The organism is Pseudomonas sp. MIS38, assembly GCF_019891575.1.
Classification (GTDB): domain Bacteria; phylum Pseudomonadota; class Gammaproteobacteria; order Pseudomonadales; family Pseudomonadaceae; genus Aquipseudomonas; species Aquipseudomonas putida_A.
Map to the genome: position 1 here is coordinate 1 of NZ_JAFLXF010000051.1, position 2,397 is coordinate 2,397.

Consider the following 2,397-nt stretch of genomic DNA (forward strand, 5'->3'; position numbering starts at 1 on the left):
TCTCCGGCGAGGAACCCGGGTCCCGCACATTCAATGCCGTAACCGCCCAACAAGACTGGGTCATCAACCTGGACGCCGCCTTCGTCGCCCAACACATCGAACCGAACCGCGGCAGCAAGATCACCATCCGCTACCAGCTCTCGCGCCATGCCACAAATGAGACCAGCCTCTCGAATCCATTGGTGTTCACCGTGGGCGTCGCGCTGGATCTGCTTGCCCCCTCGATCAAGGAGAACAACGGCGACAGCGCACTCAACCCGCTGCTGGTCAGAGACACCTTGACCATCGTGGTGCCGGACAACAGCGCGTTGCTGCCAAACCATGCAATCAGCGTCACCTGGACTGGCGCTGACGGCACACCGGCCGGCGGGTCGCACACCTCAGTGCCGCGTGCGGTAAGCGAAGGGCTTGAGTTTGCGATCCCCAACAGCGTGGTGGCGTTCAACCTGGGTAAGCAGGTAAAAATCTCCTACGTCGTGATCATTGATGGTCATCCAACACCGTCCCGGGAATTTGACCTGACGGTGCAAGCAATGCCGCAGAGCGCGTTGGCCAGCCCCACCATCGAGCAGGCCGACAACGACGGCGCCGGCCCGGAACTGCATACCGGCAACCTGACCCAAGCGTCCGTACGCATGGGTGACTGGCCGCTGATCGCCCTCAACCAATACGTCTGGTTGCGTCTGCGCGGGACCAATGCCGACGGCAGCGCCTACACACGCGAGATCTGGAGCGCACCGACGGCCTTCACCAACCCCGACTGGATCGCTGACCGGTTCTTCACTTTTCCGCTTCCAGCCGATGAGCTCCAAGCTCTGCAGGATGGCAGCAGCCTGGAATTGGCGTTTAAAGCGGCGCTTGGTCAGAGCACGGTGGAGAGTGAGGCGGTGGAGTTTCCGGTGCGTACTTATACGATCAAGGCGTTTGAGGATGTGCGGCCCACCATCATTTCGGCAAGAGACTCTGTGGGCCAGATGATTGTGTCTGGCCGTGATACTGCTGACAGAACGATAGTTCTGACCGGGGTCGCAAGCAGGGGCCAAAGAGTCGAAATTCTGGATAACCTGACAGCCATAGGCGAGGTCTTGGCAGACTCGCAAAACGGAGAATGGTCGTACACCTTGCTGGGGCTTGACGCGTTGACTCACATCTTCACAGCGAAGGTTCTAGATGGCAGTGATCAGACTTCTGCCCCGTACCTCATCGTTGTCATAGATGCAAAAGATGTTCTCAGTTTTTGGATGCAATTGCCGTCAGGAGGCGCCGGGTATCTTCCTCAAAACGGTAGCGTATTGTTATTTTCGAATTACGTGGGCTTGAGCTTGGGTTTTCAGGTCGTATCCCTCGCCATAGGAACTCATGTAGTAACGCTAAGTAGCCCCATGGGTGAGCTTCAAAGCAGGACTTTAGACATTAAATCCCCTGGTTCCCGTCAACTCGGATTATGGGGTATCACACTAAAAGGGCCGGGAATATATACGCTGAACTTCTTCGGCCCCACAGGAAAGCAGATAACTCCGCCCTTCACCGTCACATTCAATTGATACGAAAGGGTTTGCTCGCCTTAAACCCTAGTTGCTGAGAAGTGATAAGGGGACAGATTTATTTAATGGCAATTGCGAGCAGGCTCACGCCTACAAGGCATCTTTGCCGGGCACTTAACAAGTGACCAACGCAGATCCACTGTGGGAGCGGGCTTGCTCGCGAAGAGGCCAGAACTGTCAGCGCCTATTCCTTGGGCACCACGTTATCCAGCACCTGATTCACCGCCAACTCTCCCAACATCACCACCTGCGCGATACCCAACACCGTGTTGCGACTCGGCCCTTCCAGCGTGCCGGCGAAATCACCGAGCATGACCGTGGCCGAGGCCAGGGATTCGCAGGCGTTGGCCAGCAGGGATTCGGTATCGGTTTGTGGGTTGACCATGAACATGCTGCTGGGGGTATACGGCGTGGCCATGATGTTTGCGGGCGCGAGGTAGTGGTCGAGGGCGCGTTCGGCGGCTTCGTGGAGTTTTCTGGAGTTGAGGGATTCGTAGGGTGATACCGGGTCTGAGGCCGGCGGATTGGGTGGGGTTTCGGGCATCAGCGGGAACTCCGATCGAGTTACTTTGAATGAATGACGACCTGTAGGAGCTGCCGAAGGCTGCGATCTTTTTTTTGATGTTGGTTTTAAAAGCAAGATCAAAAGATCGCAGCCTGCGGCAGCTCCTACAGGGGGCCGCGTGATTAGTTCGGGATGCGACGGCCGTCCAGTACTCGGTTGACCATCAGTTCACTGAGCATGATCACCTGATGCAGCACCAGCATGGCCCGGCGCTGTGGGTTATCGACGGTGTCGCCGATATCACGGGCCATGTCGCTGGCGGCGGCTAATGATTCGCAGGCTTCGACG

2 protein-coding genes and 1 pseudogene are annotated in these 2,397 nt (G+C 57.2%); 1 reads left to right on the forward strand and 2 read right to left on the reverse strand.

The features are described from left to right. Window positions 1-1,544: pseudogene (locus J1G18_RS27785) on the forward strand (hypothetical protein); the annotation flags it as partial. Between the two features lie 184 nt (window positions 1,545-1,728). Here the strand turns inward: J1G18_RS27785 and J1G18_RS27790 are convergent. Further along, complete coding sequence (locus J1G18_RS27790) at window positions 1,729-2,088, reverse strand: DUF6124 family protein (protein ID WP_223009597.1); 360 nt, start codon at window positions 2,086-2,088, stop codon at window positions 1,729-1,731. Between the two features lie 143 nt (window positions 2,089-2,231). Then, on the reverse strand, window positions 2,232-2,397 hold a 166-nt coding region (locus J1G18_RS28550; RefSeq protein WP_410477723.1), incomplete at its 5' end, for a DUF6124 family protein.

Bases quoted from the DNA above. Each gene is read 5' to 3' on its own strand.
- J1G18_RS27790 (WP_223009597.1), bottom strand. From the start codon at position 2,088: ATGCCCGAAACCCCACCCAATCCGCCGGCCTCAGACCCGGTATCACCC.